General features: G+C 67.4%; 16 protein-coding genes. 7 read left to right on the forward strand and 9 right to left on the reverse strand.

Annotated features, from left to right (window positions below; translation table 11 throughout):
• Complete coding sequence (cyoE, locus tag AC30PD_RS14895; protein ID WP_489536435.1) at window positions 1-915, forward strand: heme o synthase; 915 nt, start codon at window positions 1-3, stop codon at window positions 913-915.
• Window positions 915-1517, forward strand: a complete 603-nt coding sequence (locus AC30PD_RS14900) for an SCO family protein (RefSeq protein WP_489536436.1) — start codon at window positions 915-917, stop codon at window positions 1515-1517. The genes cyoE and AC30PD_RS14900 overlap by 1 nt, the downstream gene beginning before the upstream one ends.
• A gap of 59 nt (window positions 1518-1576) precedes the next feature.
• Here the strand turns inward: AC30PD_RS14900 and rpoH are convergent, their stop codons facing one another.
• From rpoH to ychF, 3 genes are all read right to left on the reverse strand, one after another.
• Window positions 1577-2500 carry an RNA polymerase sigma factor RpoH gene (gene rpoH / locus AC30PD_RS14905; RefSeq protein WP_489536546.1) on the reverse strand — a complete coding sequence of 308 codons (924 nt, stop codon included), beginning with the start codon at window positions 2498-2500 and terminating at the stop codon, window positions 1577-1579.
• Between the two features lie 150 nt (window positions 2501-2650).
• Complete coding sequence (locus tag AC30PD_RS14910) at window positions 2651-5830, reverse strand: CHASE domain-containing protein (protein WP_489536437.1); 3180 nt, start codon at window positions 5828-5830, stop codon at window positions 2651-2653.
• A gap of 38 nt (window positions 5831-5868) precedes the next feature.
• Window positions 5869-6960, reverse strand: coding sequence for a redox-regulated ATPase YchF (gene ychF / locus AC30PD_RS14915; protein WP_489536438.1), 1092 nt, complete (start codon window positions 6958-6960; stop codon window positions 5869-5871).
• 85 nt (window positions 6961-7045) lie between these two features.
• Between ychF and AC30PD_RS14920 the strand changes: the two genes are divergently transcribed.
• Both AC30PD_RS14920 and AC30PD_RS14925 read left to right on the forward strand, forming a co-directional pair.
• Entirely contained in the window at window positions 7046-7924 is an 879-nt protein-coding gene (locus AC30PD_RS14920) for a pirin family protein (protein ID WP_489536439.1), read from the forward strand.
• A 10-nt stretch (window positions 7925-7934) separates the two neighbouring features.
• Window positions 7935-8381, forward strand: a complete 447-nt coding sequence (locus tag AC30PD_RS14925; protein WP_489536440.1) for a DUF4826 family protein — start codon at window positions 7935-7937, stop codon at window positions 8379-8381.
• A gap of 31 nt (window positions 8382-8412) precedes the next feature.
• Here AC30PD_RS14925 and AC30PD_RS14930 read toward each other — a convergent pair whose 3' ends face one another.
• Window positions 8413-9279 carry an MOSC domain-containing protein gene (locus AC30PD_RS14930; protein ID WP_489536547.1) on the reverse strand — a complete coding sequence of 289 codons (867 nt, stop codon included), beginning with the start codon at window positions 9277-9279 and terminating at the stop codon, window positions 8413-8415.
• A gap of 109 nt (window positions 9280-9388) precedes the next feature.
• Between AC30PD_RS14930 and AC30PD_RS14935 the strand changes: the two genes are divergently transcribed.
• Window positions 9389-10498, forward strand: coding sequence for an FAD-dependent monooxygenase (locus AC30PD_RS14935; protein WP_489536441.1), 1110 nt, complete (start codon window positions 9389-9391; stop codon window positions 10496-10498).
• A 9-nt stretch (window positions 10499-10507) separates the two neighbouring features.
• The gene (locus tag AC30PD_RS14940; RefSeq protein WP_489536442.1) at window positions 10508-11236 is read left to right on the forward strand and encodes a DsbC family protein; all 729 of its coding nucleotides are present in this window, start codon (window positions 10508-10510) and stop codon (window positions 11234-11236) included.
• 4 nt (window positions 11237-11240) lie between these two features.
• Here the strand turns inward: AC30PD_RS14940 and AC30PD_RS14945 are convergent, their stop codons facing one another.
• Genes AC30PD_RS14945 through AC30PD_RS14965 form a run of 5 tightly spaced genes read right to left on the reverse strand, consistent with a single transcriptional unit; the run spans window position 11241 to window position 15957 of the window.
• Window positions 11241-12812 carry a cryptochrome/photolyase family protein gene (locus tag AC30PD_RS14945; protein WP_489536443.1) on the reverse strand — a complete coding sequence of 524 codons (1572 nt, stop codon included), beginning with the start codon at window positions 12810-12812 and terminating at the stop codon, window positions 11241-11243.
• Complete coding sequence (locus tag AC30PD_RS14950) at window positions 12809-12976, reverse strand: DUF2256 domain-containing protein (protein ID WP_489536444.1); 168 nt, start codon at window positions 12974-12976, stop codon at window positions 12809-12811. The genes AC30PD_RS14945 and AC30PD_RS14950 overlap by 4 nt, the downstream gene beginning before the upstream one ends.
• On the reverse strand, window positions 12973-13968 hold the full coding sequence (locus AC30PD_RS14955; protein WP_489536548.1) for a cytochrome d ubiquinol oxidase subunit II: 996 nt from the start codon (window positions 13966-13968) through the stop codon (window positions 12973-12975). Before AC30PD_RS14955 ends, AC30PD_RS14950 begins: the two co-directional genes overlap by 4 nt.
• Window positions 13969-13973: 5 nt before the next feature.
• A complete protein-coding gene (locus tag AC30PD_RS14960; protein ID WP_489536445.1) occupies window positions 13974-15386 on the reverse strand; it encodes a cytochrome ubiquinol oxidase subunit I in 1413 nt (470 codons plus the stop codon).
• 16 nt (window positions 15387-15402) lie between these two features.
• Window positions 15403-15957 carry a GbsR/MarR family transcriptional regulator gene (locus tag AC30PD_RS14965; RefSeq protein ID WP_489536446.1) on the reverse strand — a complete coding sequence of 185 codons (555 nt, stop codon included), beginning with the start codon at window positions 15955-15957 and terminating at the stop codon, window positions 15403-15405.
• Window positions 15958-16075: 118 nt separating this feature from the next.
• On the opposite strand from AC30PD_RS14965, the gene AC30PD_RS14970 reads away from it, so the two are divergent.
• A complete protein-coding gene (locus AC30PD_RS14970; protein WP_489536549.1) occupies window positions 16076-16507 on the forward strand; it encodes a DUF3429 domain-containing protein in 432 nt (143 codons plus the stop codon).
• Window positions 16508-16527 lie beyond the last annotated feature (20 nt).

The following is a 16527-nucleotide window of genomic DNA, read 5'->3' on the forward strand; positions in this document are numbered from 1 at the left end:
ATGTCAGACACCCTCACCCAAGCCGTGCCCGCCAGCGTTTCGCTGCCGTCGCGCGCGCGCCAGTTCTATGCGCTGACCAAACCTCGCGTGGTGCAGTTGATCGTCTTCTGCGCGGTGATCGGCATGCTGATGGCCACGCCCGGCCTGCCCGACTGGCGCGTGGCACTCGCCGCCACGGCCGGCATCTGGCTCGTGGCGGCCGCAGCTGCCGCGTTCAACTGCCTGGTCGAGCAGCGCATCGACGCGCGCATGGCCCGGACCGCGTGGCGCCCCACGGCGCGCGGCCAACTCACCAACACGCAGACGCTGACCTTCTCGGCTCTGTTGTGTGCAGCCGGCAGCGTGCTGCTATGGTTTGCCGTGAACCCGCTGACGATGTGGCTGACCTTCGCCACCTTCGTGGGCTACGCGGTGATCTACACCGTGGTCCTGAAACCGATGACACCTCAGAACATCGTCATCGGCGGGGCGTCGGGCGCGATGCCGCCGGTGCTCGGCTGGGCCGCGATTCGGGGTGAGGTCGGGCCCGAGGCGCTGATCATGTGCCTGATCATCTTCCTGTGGACGCCGCCGCACTTCTGGGCGCTGGCGCTGTACCGCGCCGAGGACTACCGCAAGTCCGGCCTGCCGATGCTGCCCATCACCCACGGCTCGGAGTTCACGCGCCTGCACGTGCTGCTCTACACGCTGGTGCTGTTCGCCGGAACGCTGCTTCCCTTCATCTCGGGCATGAGCGGCTACCTCTACCTGGTGGCGGCCGTGCTGCTCAGTGGCGGATTCGTCGTCTACGCCTGGAAGCTGTGGCGCGCCTATTCCGAAGCGCTCGCGCGCAAGACCTTCCGCTATTCCATCGTCTACCTGTCGCTGCTGTTCGCGGCGTTGCTGGTCGACCACTACGTGGGCCCATTGCTGTGATGAACACATTTCGCCTGTTGACGACGCTGGCGCTGGCGACAGCGCTGCTCGGTTGCGACCAGCTCGGCTCACCCTCGGCCGCGCAGCAGTTCAAGGGTGTCGACATCACCGGCGCCGAATACGCACGCACGCTGTCTCTGCCCGACCAGAACGGCAAGCCGCGCACGCTCGACGACTTCAAGGGCAAGGTCACGGTCGTGTTCTTCGGCTACACGCAGTGCCCCGATGTCTGCCCCACCACGATGGCCGAGCTGGCCCAGGTGAAGAAGGCGCTCGGCAAGGACGGCGATCGTGTGCAGGGCGTGTTCATCACGGTCGACCCCGAGCGCGACACGCCCGAAGCGCTGAAGGCCTACATGGCCAGCTTCGACCCGAGCTTCGTGGCGCTGCGCGGCACAGCCGACGAAACCAAGGCCACGGCCAAGGAGTTCAAGGTGTTCTACGCCAAGGTACCGGGCAAGGTGGAAGGCAGCTACACGATGGACCACACCGCCGGCTCTTACGTGCTCGACCCGAAAGGCAAGGTGCGCCTGTTTGTGCGTTACGGTTCGCCGGTCGAGGCGCTCACGGCCGATCTGAAAGCGCTGCTCGCGGCCGGCTGAGCCGTGCGGGCGAAAAAAAGCGGCCTCGCGAGGCCGCTTTTTCGTTGGTGCCTGCCGCGTCAGGCGGCCGGAGCCAGCGCCTTGCGCATCTTCTTCATCGCCGCCACTTCGATCTGGCGGATGCGTTCTGCGCTCACGCCGTACTCGTCGGCCAGCTCGTGCAGCGTCATGCCGCCGCTGCTGTCGTCGTTGACCTTGAGCCAGCGCTCTTCGACGATGCGCCGGCTGCGTGCGTCGAGCGCCTCGAGCGCGAGCGCGATGCCGTCGCCGGCGAGCCAGTCGCGGCCCTTGGCTTCGATCACGCGCGTCGGCTCGTTCGTGTCGTCGGCCAGGTAGGCGATGGGCGCGTAGCTCTCTTCGCTGTCGTCGGTCAGCGGTTCGAGTGCGACGTCACCACCCGAGAGCCGGGTTTCCATTTCGAGCACTTCTTCGCGCTTGACGTTGAGCGTGCTCGCGAGGGTGTCGACCTCTTTGCTCGTCAGCGTGGTGCGGTGCGTGTCGACGTCTTCGGCGTCGTCCTTCAGGCTTTGCTTCATCGAGCGCAGGTTGAAGAACAGCTTGCGCTGTGCCTTGGTCGTGGCGACCTTGACCATGCGCCAGTTCTTCAGGATGTACTCGTGGATCTCGGCCTTGATCCAGTGCATGGCGTAGCTCACAAGGCGCACGCCTTGGTCTGGGTCGAAGCGCTTCACGGCTTTCATCAGGCCGATGTTGCCTTCCTGGATGAGGTCGCCGTGCGGCAGGCCGTAGCCGAGGTACTTGCGCGAGATCGAGACCACCAGGCGCAGGTGCGACAGCACCAGCTTTCCGGCGGCGTCGAGGTCGCCGTTCGAGCGCAGGCGGTTGGCGAAGGCGATCTCTTCTTCTTGCGTGAGCAAGGGCACGCGGTTCGCCGCCGAGATGTAGGCGTCCAGGTTGCCGAGCGAAGGCACCAGGGCCCACGGGTCGCGGACGGTCAATGCAGAAGCAGTGGAGGTGTTCATGGAACGGTCAGACAAGCTGATCTCCTTTCGGTTCCGCAAATATTAGCACTCGCCCAGGCGGAGTGCTGATTGATCTTGGCGATTACCCTGATTGCTGTGCGCCAGACCTCACAGATGCGCGCGGGCCCACACTTTTCAAGTATGCGAGCGCTAACCAAAGTGGGTGTCGATGCGCTCCAGCAGGTCGTCGACCACGGCCAGGAGCTCGTTCACGCTGACCGGCTTGGTCAGGTAGTGGGCGCAGCCTGCCTGGAACGCGGCGTCGATCTGCTGGGCCAGGGCGTCGGCCGAGACCACGATCACCGGAATGGCGGCCGTGCGCGCGTCGGCCTTCAACTCGCGCAGCAACTCCATGCCGCTGATGTCGGGCAGGTGCATGTCGAGCAGGATCAGGTCGGGCCGGTGCGCGCGAATGGCGGCCAGGCCGCCACGGCCGTCGACCGACACCTCGAGCTGCACCTGCGCACGCTGCGCGAGGATGCCGCGCATCACTTCGACGTTGGTCTCGTTGTCTTCCACGTAATGGACGATGCGTCGGTGGTATTCGGCCGCCGGCAGCGGCGTGTTGTCGAATTCCGAGCGCACCGTGTCGGGGTCGGCCGAGCTCGGCAGCGTCAACATGAACGACGAGCCCTTGCCGGCGATGCTGCGGGCCTTCAGCGAGCCGCCCATCAGCTCGGCCAGGCGCTGGCTGATGACCAGGCCGATGCCCGTGCCTTGCTGCGCCGAACGTTCACGGCCGAGCCGGTTGAAGGGTTGGAACAGTTCGGCGAGCTGCTCGGGCGTCATGCCCAGGCCGGTGTCGGTGACCGCGATTTCCACCGTGTCGGCCGAGCTGGCGCGGCTGGCGATGTGGATGCGGCCGGCGTCGGCGTTGTACTTCACCGCGTTGCTCAACAGGTTGGTGAGGATCTGCTTCACCCGGGTCGAGTCGCCCAGCACGGTGGCCGTGCCTTCGCCCAGCTCCTGGATGATCAGGATCCGGCGTTGTCTGGCTTCGCCATCGACCATCGCGATGCTCGCCGACAGCAGCTCTGACAGGTTCAGCGTTTCGGTGTGCAGGCGCAGGTTGCCCGATTCGATGCGCGACAGGTCGAGCACGTCGTTGATCATCTCCAGCAGGTGCCAGCCGGCCTGCTGGATCTGGCTCACCCATGGCTGCTGGCTGGCGCTGAGCGGCTGGCGCTGGTCGAGTTCGAGCAACTGCGCGAACCCGAGCATCGCGTTCAAAGGCGTTCGCAGCTCATGGCTCATGCGCGACAGGAACTCGCTCTTCGCGCGGTTCGAGGCCTCGGCCGCCTCGCGCGCGCGCTCGGCGTCTTCGAGCTTCAGGTGCTCGGTGATGTCTTCGGCCACGCCCACGATGTGCAGCGGCTGGCCCTGGGCGTCACGCAGCAGCGAGACCGTGGCCTGCACCCACACCGTGCTGCCGCCCTTGGCGATGTAGCGCTTGTGGCGGCGGTACATCGGTATCTCGCCCCGCACCAGCTGCGCTGTCAGCCCGGCGTCTTGCGCCACGTCTTCGGCCGCCGTGTAGTCGGGCGGCCGCAGCGCCAGCAACTCGTGTTCCGCGTAGCCGGTGAGTTCGCAGAATCGCGGGTTGGCCTGGATGATCTGGCCGTGCAGGTCGGTGTAAACCACGCCGATCGGCACATTGTTGAGGATGTTGCGAAAGCGCTGCTCGCTCTCGCGCAACGCCGCTTCGGCCCCTTCGCGCTCGCGTATTTCGGCCTGCAGCGCCGCCGTGCGCTCGCGCACCGCGGTCTCGACCCGCAACGCGCGCCCGGTCAGCGTCAGCAGAAAGCCCGTGAGCATCGCGGTCGACAGCAGCCCGACCACGGCGAACAGCCACACGTCGCCGTTGTGCGCATCGGGCAGGGCGCCGGCGTCGGCATAGACACGCAGTTCCCAATTGCGGCCGGCGTAGGCGAGCGGCCGCACGTCGAGCAAGGGTGGCGTGATCGAATCGCAACCTGCGGGCCCGGCGAGGCGCCGCCGCGGCTCGCCGGTGGTGTTGTCGACAATGCACAGGTTCAGATAAGCCGGTACCACGGGCACCAGCCCCTTGAGCTGATCGTCCATCCGCAAGGTCACGAAGGCGACGCCTCGCAAGGCGCCGGCACGCTGGGCGGCGGAAGGCACGCGCGGCTCGTAGAGCGCCTGGTAGATCACGACGCCAGACTGGTTCTCGCCCGCCGGCTGCTGCGTCAGCCTGAAGCCGGCGGTGGCGGCCGGTTGCCCGGAAGCCCGTGCTTTTTCGACCGCGGCCCGCGCCGCCGGAATCGACATCACGTTGACGCCCAGCGCGGCCGTGTTGCCGGCAGGCGGCTCGATGTAGTGGATCACGACCAGCTCGTCGCCGCCGGGGCGCTTTTCGCCGGCGTCGCTGCGGTCGAACACGGTGAAGTTCTTCGCACCTTCGGCGCGCACCCGCGCCTCGAAAGCGGGCACCTCTTCGCGCCGCAGCCGGTCGCTCCAGCCCATCGCCTGCAAGAGGCCGGGCGCCAGCCACTGGCGCGTGGCCAGCCGCATCTCTTCCGATGACACGTCTTCGGAAGCGACGAACACGCTGTGCAGCGCTTCGAGCGCTTGCAGCGGTTCGTGCAGTTGCGCGCGCATCGCGGCGAAAGCGCCGGTGGCGTCACGGTCGAACGACGAGCGCACACGTTCGTTGTTCCAGTGCGCCACCTGCACGATGCCCAGCGCGAGCAGGCCCGAGACGAGCGCGAGCGACAGGCCCACGCTGAGGCGCCGCGGCGCCCAGGCCGAGCGCGGCCGGCCGAACAGCGTGAGCAGGATCGGCGTGGCGATCAGCACCCCCAGCACGTCGCCGACCCACCAGGTGGCGGCGCTGAAGGGCACGGCCGCCGACGGCACCGTGCCGCTCAGCCAGAGCGCGAGGTTCGCGACCGTCGGGCTCACCAGGCACGACAGCGTGGCAGCGCCCAGGAAGCCCAGCACCTCGCGCGGTTCCGCCAATTCGAGCGGCTGGTGCACGAAGCGCTTGATGAGCATGTCGCCGGCCCACGCCTGCAGCGACGCACCGAGAGCCATGACCGCCGCCATCAGCAGGGCCGCGGCGGTCAGGCCTTGCACGTCGCCGCGAACCGACAGGTTGACGTACAGCGCGCCGAGCGCCACACCGGGCAGGGCACGCCGCCCCAGGATCAGCAGCGCGGCGAGAGCCACGCCCGCAGCCGGGTACAGCGGCGACGCAAACCCGGGCGGCACGGCCAGCAACAGCCCCGCCTTGCCCGCCAGTGCGTAGGCGAGCGCAGCCAGCCCGGACGCCAGCGTCCAGTGCAGTGCGTGGAGCTTTCGGGTGGCCAAGCGTGCAGACGGGGGTGTGTCGGGCCGGGCCGCCGGCGTCACACGTTGAACAGGAAGTTCAAGACGTCGCCGTCCTTGACCACGTAGTCCTTGCCTTCGGCGCGCATCTTGCCGTTGTCCTTCGCGCCCTGTTCGCCCTTGAAGCCGATGAAGTCGTCGAAGGCGATGGTCTGCGCGCGGATGAAGCCGCGCTCGAAGTCGGTGTGGATGACACCGGCCGCCTGCGGGGCGGTGTCGCCGATGTGGATGGTCCAGGCGCGCACTTCCTTCACACCGGCGGTGAAATAGGTCTGCAGGCCGAGCAGCTTGAAGGCGGCGCGGATCAGGCGGTTCAGGCCCGGCTCGGTCTGGCCCATTTCAGACAGGAACATCAAGCGGTCGTCGTCGCTCATCTCCGAGAGCTCGGCCTCGGTCTTGGCGCAGATCGCCACCACCGGCGCGCCCTGGCTGTCGGCGTAGGCGCGCAGCTTGTCGAGGTAGGGGTTGTTCTCGAAGCCGCTCTCGTCGACGTTGCCGACGAACATCGCCGGCTTGGCGGTGATCAGGCACAGCGGCTTGACCAGCACCATGTCTTCCTTGCTGAACGCGATCGTGCGCACCGGCTTGCCCTGGTTCAACGCGGCCATGCACTTGTCGAGCACGGCAACGATCTTCTGCGCCTCTTTGTCGCCCGAGCGTGCGACCTTGTTGTAGCGGTGCAGGCCTTTTTCGACCGTGCCCATGTCGGCCAGGCACAGTTCGGTCTGGATCACCTCGATGTCGGAAATCGGGTCGACCTTGCCGGCCACGTGGATCACGTTCTCGTCGTCGAAGCAGCGCACCACGTTGACGATGGCGTCGGTCTCGCGAATGTGGGCCAGGAACTGGTTGCCCAGGCCTTCACCCTTCGACGCACCGGCCACCAGCCCCGCGATGTCGACGAACTCGACGATCGCCGGCACGATGCGCTCGGGCTTGACGATGCTGGCCAGTGCATCGAGCCGCGGGTCGGGCAACTCGACGACGCCCACGTTGGGCTCGATGGTGCAGAACGGGTAGTTCTCGGCCGCGATGCCGGCTTTGGTCAGCGCATTGAACAGGGTGGACTTGCCGACGTTGGGCAGGCCCACGATGCCGCATTTCAGGCTCATGGAAGACTTTGGAGTTTTCGGGGGTGAAGGGCGGATTTTAGGCGCGCGTCCTAAACTGGCGTGAACCCACGCTGCGGAGCCACCCATGAGCGAACTCGAAGTCCTGAAACCCCACCAGAAAGACCTGGGCGGCGGCTTCGTCGTGCGCCGCTCGTTGCCGGCCGCGCAGCGCCAGGCGGTCGGCCCGTTCGTGTTCTTCGACCACTTCGGCCCGATCACCGCGCAGCCCGGCGACAACCACGACGTGCGGCCGCACCCGCACATCGGCCTCGCGACCGTGACCTACCTGTTCGAGGGCGCGATGATGCACCGCGACTCCACCGGGGTGGTGCAGCGCATCGAGCCCGGCGCGGTCAACCTGATGACGGCCGGGCGAGGCATCGTGCATTCCGAACGCACGCCGAAAGACCTGCTCGGGCAGGAGCGCCGAAGCCACGGCCTGCAACTGTGGCTGGCGGTGCCGGCCGAGCGCGAAGAAGACGCACCCGCCTTTCAGCACGTGCCCGGCGCCGAAATCCCGGCGCGCGAGATCGACGGCGTGCTGGTGCGGGTCTTGATCGGCAGCGCGTTCGATCTCACGTCGCCGGTGCAAACGCTCTCGCCCACCCTCTACCTCGACCTGAACTTCGCGGTGGCTTCGGGCGCGTCGCTCACGATCCCGGCCGCTGCCGAAGAACGCGCGCTCTACAGCACCGACCGCGACTTCGAGCTCGACGGCGAACTCGTGCCGGCGTTCACGATGGTCGTGCTCGCGCCCGGCGCCGAGCCGGTTCTGAGCGCACCGCGCGGCGGCCGCATCGTGCTCGTCGGCGGCGCGCCGCTCGGGCATCGCTTCATGGTCTGGAACTTCGTCTCCAGCCGCAAGGAGCGCATCGTGCAGGCGCAGGACGACTGGGAAGCGCAGCGTTTCGAGCGTGTGCCCGGTGAGACAGAATTCATCCCCCTGCCGCCGCGCCGACCCTGAGCCACCCTGCATGAGTGCCACCGAACCGACCGACGAAGACACCTGGTGCGCCGCGCGTGCCGCCGAGGTCGTGGCCTGCCTGCAACGCCACGGCATCGAACCCGGCCGCATCGGCGAGTGGCCGGCCTGGCACGTGATGCCCTACGCCAGCATCTGGGCCGTGGAAAGCCGGCATCGGCCCGAGTGGGTCGGCTGGTGGGTGGTCTGCGGTGACCTGCCGAGCGACGTGCTCGCCGCACACGACCTGGCCACGCCGCGCGAGGCGCTGCGGGCCTTCGGCAAGCGCTGGGTGATGCACGGCGAGTCGCTCGACCGGGGCGACGTGCCGGCGGCCTGGGCGCACGAGCCGCACGCCGGCCTGCCCAAGCTGGCAGCGCTGCTGAAGCGGCGCGGCGCGGCCCTGCAGGCCTGGGCCGAAGACCCTGCGGCCTGGCCGACAGAAGAAGACGCCGACTGACGGTTCAGGCGCGGGCTGCCGCGCGCCTCGGTCAGTCGAAGCGGTAGCTGGCGCTGCCTGTCATGCCCACACGCAGGTTGCGGTCGAAGCCTTCGACGATCACGGCGTTCATGCCGAAGGTGAGCGCGCCGTCGAGTCGAGAGTCGGCCCGGTACGACTGAAGCGCGTCGCCGACCGCGTGCCCGGGCACACCGGTGAGCGGGTCGACATCGGGGATCGGGCAGCGTGCGCAGGGTTTCACGAGCTTCAGGCGCACCGCGCCTTCATCGGTGCCGATGGTGATCTCGTCGAGTGCGTCTTCGCCGTGCGCGTCGAGCCCGTCGAGCACGAGGTTGGGGCGAAAGCGTGCCATCGTCACGGCCTCTTGGCCCTGCGCCTGCAAGCGGCGGTTCAGCTCGGGCATCGACGCGGCCGAGGTCACGAGCAGCGGGTATCCGTCGGCAAAACCGTTCTGTGCCTCGATCGCGCCGGTCCAGCGCCGTTCGGACAGGCGCCGCTGCTCCGGGTCGAAGCGCACCAGGCGCAGCTTCGCACCGAGAAAGTCACTGAACCACTGCGCGCACAGGTCGCCCATGTCGTAGGCGGCCACGTCGTCGTTCCAGACCCTGGCGCGCACCGGCTTTTCGACGGTGTCGAGCGCGATGTGCAGGGCCAGCATGCCGGGCGCGCGCAGGATCATCTCGTAGGAGCGCAGCACCGGCTGGATCAGCGCCATGCGCGGCAGGTGGCGTTGTGTGACGAACTCGCCGCGCTCGTCGACGACCATCCAGGCGCGGTCGAACTCGAGCCCGGTCTCGATCAGCAGGCTCTCGCGCAGGGCAATGCCGGCGCACGACTTCACCGGGTAGACGTGCAACGACTGCACGCTCACCTGAAGTTCGTTGGCTGAGGTGGCGATGGTGTGGCTCACTGGCTGTTCATGGCGGCGGTTGCCGGAGTCGGCGGAGAGGAATTGTGCCCGCAGCCCGGTGAGTGCAAGGAACATGCCCTCCTTACAATCGAGGGGGATGACAACATTCGACGTGCAGGTTCTCGGGGCGGGCATCGTGGGGCAGAGCCTCGCGCTGGCGCTGGCGCGTGCCGGCCTCACGGTCGCGCTGCGCCCCGAGCCGGTGCGCCCGGGCAGCGCCGAAGACGTGCGGGCCTACGCGCTCAGCGCGGCTTCGGTCGAACTGCTGCGCGGCATCAAGGTCTGGGACAGCCTGCCGGCCCACGCTGCGACCGCCGTGCTCGACATGCACGTGAAGGGCGACGCGCCGAACGCGGCGCTCGATTTTTCGGCCTGGCAGCAGCGGGTCGATGCACTCGCCTGGATCACCGATGCCGCCGTGCTCGAACGGGCACTGGCGCAGGCACTGCGCTTCGCGCCGCACATCAGCGTGGTCGACGCCGAAGTCGCCGCACCGCTCACGGCGCTGTGCGAGGGCAAGGCCTCGGCCACCCGCGCCGCACTCGGCGTGAAGTTCGAACGCCACGACTATGGCCACACGGCCATCGCCGCGCGGCTCACCGCGTCGCGACCGCACCGCGGCATGGCACGCCAGTGGTTCGGCGCGCCCGACGTGCTGGCGCTGCTGCCTTTCGACGCGCCCGAGCCCGAACGCTCGTTCGCGCTCGTCTGGTCGTTGCCGGAGGCCCGGGCGAAGGAACTGCTGGCCCTCGACGCCGCCGCGTTCGAGGCGCAACTCATACTGGCCACCGCGGGCGAAGCCGGCGAACTGCGGCTCGCCTCGAACCGTGCAGCCTGGCCGTTGATGCAAGCGCGGGCCGAGGCCTGGGCCGGGCCGGGCTGGGTGCTGCTGGGCGATGCTGCCCACGTGGTGCACCCGCTGGCAGGCCAAGGCTTGAACCTGGGCCTGGCCGACGTGGCCGCCTTGTGCCGCGTGCTCGCCGAGCGCGAGCCCTGGCGCGCCCTCGGAGACGAAAAGCTGCTGCGGCGCTATGCTCGCGAACGGCTCGCGCCCACCTGGGCGATGGGCCAGGTCACCGACGGCCTGCTGCGCCTTTTTTCACAGCCGCAGCCGATGGCCAAGGAACTTCGCAACCGTGGCCTGACTCTGGTCAACCAAGTGGTCCCCCTCAAGCGCTGGCTCACCCGACGAGCCCTCGACTCCTGAAAGCCCCCGATGAACAAGCTCCTTCGTTTGGCCCTGGCCACCGGCATCGCCGCCCTGTTCGCGCAAGCTGCCGTGGCACAGGAAGCGCTGATCCGCAAGAACATCGCCGAGCGGCTGCCTGACTTTCCCAAGATCGACGAAGTGAGCAAGACGCCGATCCCCGGCGTCTACGAACTGCGCGTCGGCACCGAAGTCGTCTACAGCGACGAGCGCGGCGAGCACATCCTCCAGGGCGCGCTGATCGACACGAAAACCGGCGTGAACCTCACCGAAGCGCGCATCGACAAGCTGACGGCGATCGATTTCGCCAACCTGCCGCTCAAAGACGCCATCGTCTACAAGCAGGGCACGGGCGCGCGCAAACTGGTGGTGTTCGCCGACCCGAACTGCGGTTACTGCAAGAAGTTCGAGCGCGAGCTGCTGCAGGTGAAGGACGTGACCGTCTACACCTTCCTGTACTCGATCCTCGGCGGTGACTCGCCTGAGAAGTCGCGCAACATCTGGTGCGCCAAGGACAGCACCGCCGTCTGGCGCGAATGGATGGTCAACGGTGCCGTGCCGCCGCGCGCCATGGCGCAATGCGACGCCGGTGCCTTGCAGCGCAACTTGGCGATGGGCAAGAAGTACCGTGTGAACGGCACGCCGGCGCTGGTGTTCGAAGACGGCAAGCGGGTGCCCGGCGCGTTGCCGCCGGCGCAGATCGAAGCGCAGCTCGTCGCGAGCCGCGCCAAGTCCTGAGGCCTCAGAGGGTTTCGACGGCGGCCAGCACCGCCTGCGCATCGGCGCGCAGCCGCCCACGTTCGGCCGGCGACAGTCGTGACAAGTTCTTCGCCATCAGCGCGGTGCGCGGGTTGGCGGCGAGTTCGGCTTCGTGCCGGTCGAGAAAGTTCCAGTACAGCAGCGTGAACGGGCAGGCCGGCTTGGCGCTCTTGCCCGCGTCTTTCGGCGTCGGCGCGTACGGGCATCGCGAGCAGTGGTTGCTCATGCGCTGGATGTAGGCGCCCGATGCGACATAAGGCTTGCTCGTGAAGCGGCCGCCATCGGCGTACAGCGCCATGCCCGCCACGTTGGGCAACTCGGCCCACTCCACGGCGTCGACATAGACCGCGAGGTACCAGGCCGCCACCTGCTTCGGGTCGACTTCGGCGAGCAGCGCGAACAGGCCCGTGACCATGAGCCGCTGGATGTGGTGCGCATAACCGTGCTGCAGCGTCTGCTGCACGGTGTCGCGCACACATTCCATCCGCGTCTCGCCGCTCCAGTACCAGCTCGGCAGCGGGCGGGTGTGCTGCAGGTGGTTGGCCTCGGCCATGCCCGGCATGTCGAGCCAGTACACACCGCGGATGAACTCGCGCCAGCCCAGCACCTGGCGGATGAAACCTTCGGCGCTGGCGAGCGGAACGCTGCCGCTGCGGTAGGCCGCCTCGGCCGCTGCAATCACTTCGCGCGGGTCGAGCAGGTGCAGGTTGAGGCTGGTCGAGAGCAGCGAGTGCCAGCCGAAAGGCGTGGCCGTCCACATCGCGTCCTGGTGTTCGCCGAAATTCGCCAGGCGTGCTTCGACGAAGGTCTGCAAAGCGAGCAAGGCTTGCTCGCGGGTGACGGGCCACATGAACGATGCGAGCGTTCCCGGGTGCTCGGAGAAGCGCGCCTCCACCTCGGCGATCACCTGCTGCGTGAGTGCATCGGGCGCGAAGCTTTCGGCCGGCGGGATCAGGCCCGGGCCGGCCTTGGGCCAGGGCTTGCGGTTCTCGGTGTCGAAGTTCCACTGGCCGCCCTCGGGCTGGCCGTCGGCATCGAGCAGCACACGGTGCTGGCGCCGCATCTCGCGGTAGAAAAACTCCATGCGCAGCTGGCGGCCGTACTTCGACGACCAGCGTGCGAAGTCGGCGCGCGAGCACATGAAATGGGTGTCGTCCAGCGCGCGCAACTCGGCCTGGCATTCGCCCGCCACCGCAGCGATGGCCTGCTGCAGGCGCCATTCGCCGGCCTCGGTCAAGCGCAAGGTCGACGGACGCAAGACCTGCAGTTGCTCGCGCAGACGGCCCGGCAGGTCGGCGCAGGCGCTGTCACCCAGCGCGACGTAGTGAACGGTGAAACCGCGCTCGCGCAGTTGGTCGCGAAAGTGCCGCATGGCCGAAATGAACAGCACGATTCGCGCCTTGTGGCTCCACACGTGCGTGGCCTCGCCGGGCGCTTCGATCATCAGCACGGCATCGTGCTCATGATCGAACCCTGCCAATGCGGGGCTGGCGAGACTCAGCTGGTCTCCGAGCACCAGCACCAGCGTGCGCGTTGTGGCCCGGCTCGCGTTCATGGCGCCGCGCCGCCCTTGCGGCGTGCGTCGCCCCGGCACCGGTCGGAACAGTACTTCACCTCGGCCCAGTTCTTAGCCCAGGCACGGCGCCAGGCCATCGGCCGTTGGCACTGCGCACAGGGCTTGCTCGGCAGCGCGGCCTTGTTGCCCTTGAACCCGGTCATGCGTACTTGAGCTCTCCGGTCTTGCCGCGGAAAACGCGGTACGAGAACACGGTGTAGCCGGCGATCGCCGGCACCGAGATGCAGACGCCGAAGAGGATGACCTTGAGCGCCGCCGGGCTGCTGGCGGCCTGCCAGATGGTCAGCTTGTCGATCACGACGAAGGGGTAGATGCTGTAGGCCAGCCCCAGGAAGCCGAGCACGAACACACCGATCAGCATGACGAACGGCAACCAGCACAGCGGCCCGCGAACGATTTGCGTCTTCAGCAGCACCCGCACGGTGACCAGCGCGATGCCGGTGACGAGCGGGATCGCCATCAGCGCGATGATCTCGGGCAGCGCGAACCAGCGCTGGCGCACGGTTTCGCTGATCCACGGTGTGGCCATCGAGATCAGCACCATGCCGGCGACCATCGGGCCCCAGGCGGTGCGGGCCCAGCCGACCGCGCGTTCCTGCAGTTCACCTTCGGTCTTCATCACGAGCCACGCCGCGCCGAGCAGCGCATAGGCCATCGGCAGGGCCACGGCGATCGCGGCGGCAAACAGCGGGTAGTTCCAGCCCTCGCCGAAGCCGCTGATGTAGCGCCCGAGCATCCAGCCCTGCGAGACCGAGGCGAGCAGCGAGCCGGCGAAGAACAGGCGGTCCCAGGTCTGTTTGTGCGTGTCCTTGGCCTTGACGCGAAAGTCGAAGGCCACGCCGCGCAAGGTAAGGCCGACCAGCATCAGCGTGACCGGCAGGTAGAGCTCGCCCAGCACCACGCCGTGCGCTTTCGGGAAAGCCACCAGCAGGATGCCGATGCCGAGCACGAGCCAGGTTTCGTTGGCGTCCCAGAACGGGCCGATCGACGCGACCATCACGTCTTTCTCGGCATCGGTGGCACGGTGCATCAGCATGCCCACGCCCAGGTCGTAGCCATCGCTGACCACGTAGACGAGCATCGAGATGCCCATCAGCGCCATGAAGATCACCGGCAGCATCGTGTCGAAGGTCATGACGCTCATGCCGCACTCCCGCTCGGCAACACCGGCGACGTGCTCGCACCCGCTGGCGTGACCGCCTGTTCGGCGGCATCGAGCTGCAACACTTCTTCGGGCTTTTCGGCCATGTACTTCAGCACCGTGACGTAAGCGACGATCAGCGCGAGGTAGAGCGTGATGTAGAGCGCCAGTGTCAGGCCGATCATGGCCGAGGGCACGCTCGACACCACGTCGGCCGTGCGGATCAGCCCGTAGACGATGAAGGGCTGGCGGCCGATCTCGGTCACGTACCAGCCAGCGACGGTGGCCACCCAGCCCGAGAACGTCATGCCGGCGAAGAGCCACAACAGCGCACGAGGCAAGGCCGCGGGTTGCCACTTGGCGCGCCGGTACAACCACCAGCCGAGCCAGCTCGTCGCCAGCATCAGCAGGCCCACACCGACCATGATGCGGAAGGCGAAGAACATCGGCAACGGCGGCGGGTGTTTGTCGCCGAAGGAATTGAGCCCCTTGATCTCGCCGTCGAGCTCGTGCGTGAGGATCAGGCTCGCCATCTTCGGGATCTTGATCTCGAAGTGGTTGCTGCGCGTTTCCTTGTCGGGAATGGCGAACAGCAGCAGCGGTGCGCCGCGCTCGGTTTCCCACACGCCTTCCACCGCGGCGATCTTGGCAGGCTGATGCTCGAGCGTGTTCAGACCGTGCGCGTCGCCGACCATGATCTGCACCGGAATGGCGATCGCCGCGAGCGTGAGGCCGACCCGCAGCACCCGTGGCGCCGAGCGCTGCGCCACACCGCGAAGCACCTGCCACGCGCTCAGGCCGATGAGCAGGAAGGCGCAGGTCAGTGCCGAGGCCAGCAGCATGTGCGTGAGGCGGTAGGGGAACGAGGGATTGAAGATCACGTCGAACCAGCTCTTCACGTGGTACACGCCGTCGATCACTTCGTAGCCCGCCGGCGTCTGCATCCACGAGTTCAGCGCCAGGATCCAGAACGCGCTGAGCGTGGTGCCGAAGGCGACGAAGAAGGTCGCCATCAGGTGTACGCGTTCGCTCACCTTGCCGTGGCCGAACAGCATCACGCCGAGGAAACCGGCTTCGAGGAAGAACGCCGTCAGTACCTCGTAGCCGAGCAGCGGCCCGGCGATGTTGCCCACCTTTTCCATGAAGCCCGGCCAGTTGGTGCCGAACTGAAAGCTCATCGTGATGCCGCTGACCACGCCGAGCGCGAAGCTCAGCGCGAACACCTTGGTCCAGAAGCGGTAGGCGTCGAGCCAGCCTTGTGCCGCGGCCTTGTCGGGCCCGTTGCGGGTTTTCAACCAGCGCAGGCGGAAGAACAACAGCACCCAGCCCATGCCGATGCTGATGGTCGGGAACAGGATGTGAAAGGTGATGTTGGCCGCGAACTGCATGCGGGCGAGGATCAGGGCGTCCATGGCGTTCCTTTCCCTTTCAACGTTTCGTGCCGGCCACCGCGCGGCCGGTGAATTCAAGCACCTTTTGCACTTTGGCGCCCATCTTCATCAGGCGCGACAGGGTCTGCTGGTCCATGCGCTGCACGTCGTCGAACCAGGTGGTGGTGAGCTCGATCAGGTCGTGCATGCCGCGCATGCGCTCCAGCGCCACGCGGTCTTCTTCGGTCGCCGGTTCTTCGAGCAGCGCGTTGCGCAGCATCGACAGCGTGGGCTCGATCTCGCGCCGGCGGCGCTCTTCGGCCAGGGTGCGAAAGATCTCCCACGCGTCGCTCGGGGCGTCGAAGTATTCGCGCCGGTCGCCGCTCAGGTGGCGCAGGTTCACGAGACGCCAGGCCTGCAGCTCTTTCAGGCCCATGCTCACGTTGGAGCGCGAGAACTCGAGCTTCTCGGCGATGTCGTCGGCGTTCAGCGCCACGGGCGAGACGAAGATCAGCGCGTAGATCTGGCCGACGGTGCGGTTGATGCCCCATCGGCTGCCCATCTCGCCGAAGTGGGCCACGAAGCTGCGGACGAGGGGTGAGAGAGAGGTCATGCCGAGAGTCTATCGAATTTTCAGTAATGTCTGAAAACTCGGGAATATCGAGCCCGTGGGGCCTTCTGCCAGCGGTGACAATCCGCGCATCGTTTTTCAGGAGCCCTGCTTGTCCGACGTGTCACCCGCTTCGAGCGATGCGCTCGTTTTTCGCCTCGGCTACCTCGCGCTGCTGCCCTTCGTGGCCGGCGCGGCCCTGGTCTGGATCGTGCGGCCCGACGCCCACCCTTACGTCACCTCGGCGCTGTCGGGTTACGCGGCGGTCGTGCTCGCTTTCATCGGCGGCATTCACTGGGGTTTCGGCTTCCGCGAAGAGCACGCGCCGCCGCGCCTGTTCGTCTGGGGCGTGGTGCCGGCACTCGTGGCCTGGGTCGCGGTGGTGATGCAACCCTACGCCGGCCTGGTGGTGCACGGGGTGATGCTCGCCGTGTGTTACCTCGTCGACCGCAAGGTCTACCCCGAACACGGCGCCGCGCGCTGGCTCACGCTGCGCTTCAGGCTCAGCGTGGTCGCGAGCTTGGCTTGTTTTGTCGGCGCCGCCGGCAGCTGATGCGTTCAACTTCGACCCGC

Origin of the sequence: Rhizobacter sp. (assembly GCF_032229685.1) — a bacterium.
Taxonomy (GTDB): Bacteria; Pseudomonadota; Gammaproteobacteria; order Burkholderiales; family Burkholderiaceae_C; genus LMDS01.